Genomic DNA, 302 nt, shown 5'->3' on the forward strand with positions numbered 1-302 from the left:
ATTGATTCAAATGAAAAAGTTCTGTTTTCTTCTGAAATGAATAGCAGGGCTGTGAACATTGCTTTTAAGAATCGTCCTAAAGGGGAAACTGATAGCGAACGTGAATCAATCTTTTCGCCCTACTGGGAAGCATTTACTGAACAGCGAGTATCTGAGACCAGTAGAGAAGCAACGGCGCTTGCAGGAGTGGCTGCTTTGTATTCTTCATTTGTCTATTGGAGACAAAATAAATTTAAGTTCAATTTTAAGCAAGTGGAAATGGACAATTTCAGCAGTGATCACTTCGATTTTGATGATGTACA

The 302-nt window shown here is 38.4% G+C and carries 1 pseudogene; it reads left to right on the forward strand.

Going from position 1 to position 302, the window contains the following annotated elements:
- A pseudogene (locus HFD15_RS14095) lies at nucleotides 1-302 on the forward strand (hypothetical protein); the annotation flags it as partial.

Source organism: Lactococcus sp. EKM203L, assembly GCF_011800585.1.
In the GTDB taxonomy this organism is placed as follows: Bacteria; Bacillota; Bacilli; order Lactobacillales; family Streptococcaceae; genus Lactococcus; species Lactococcus lactis.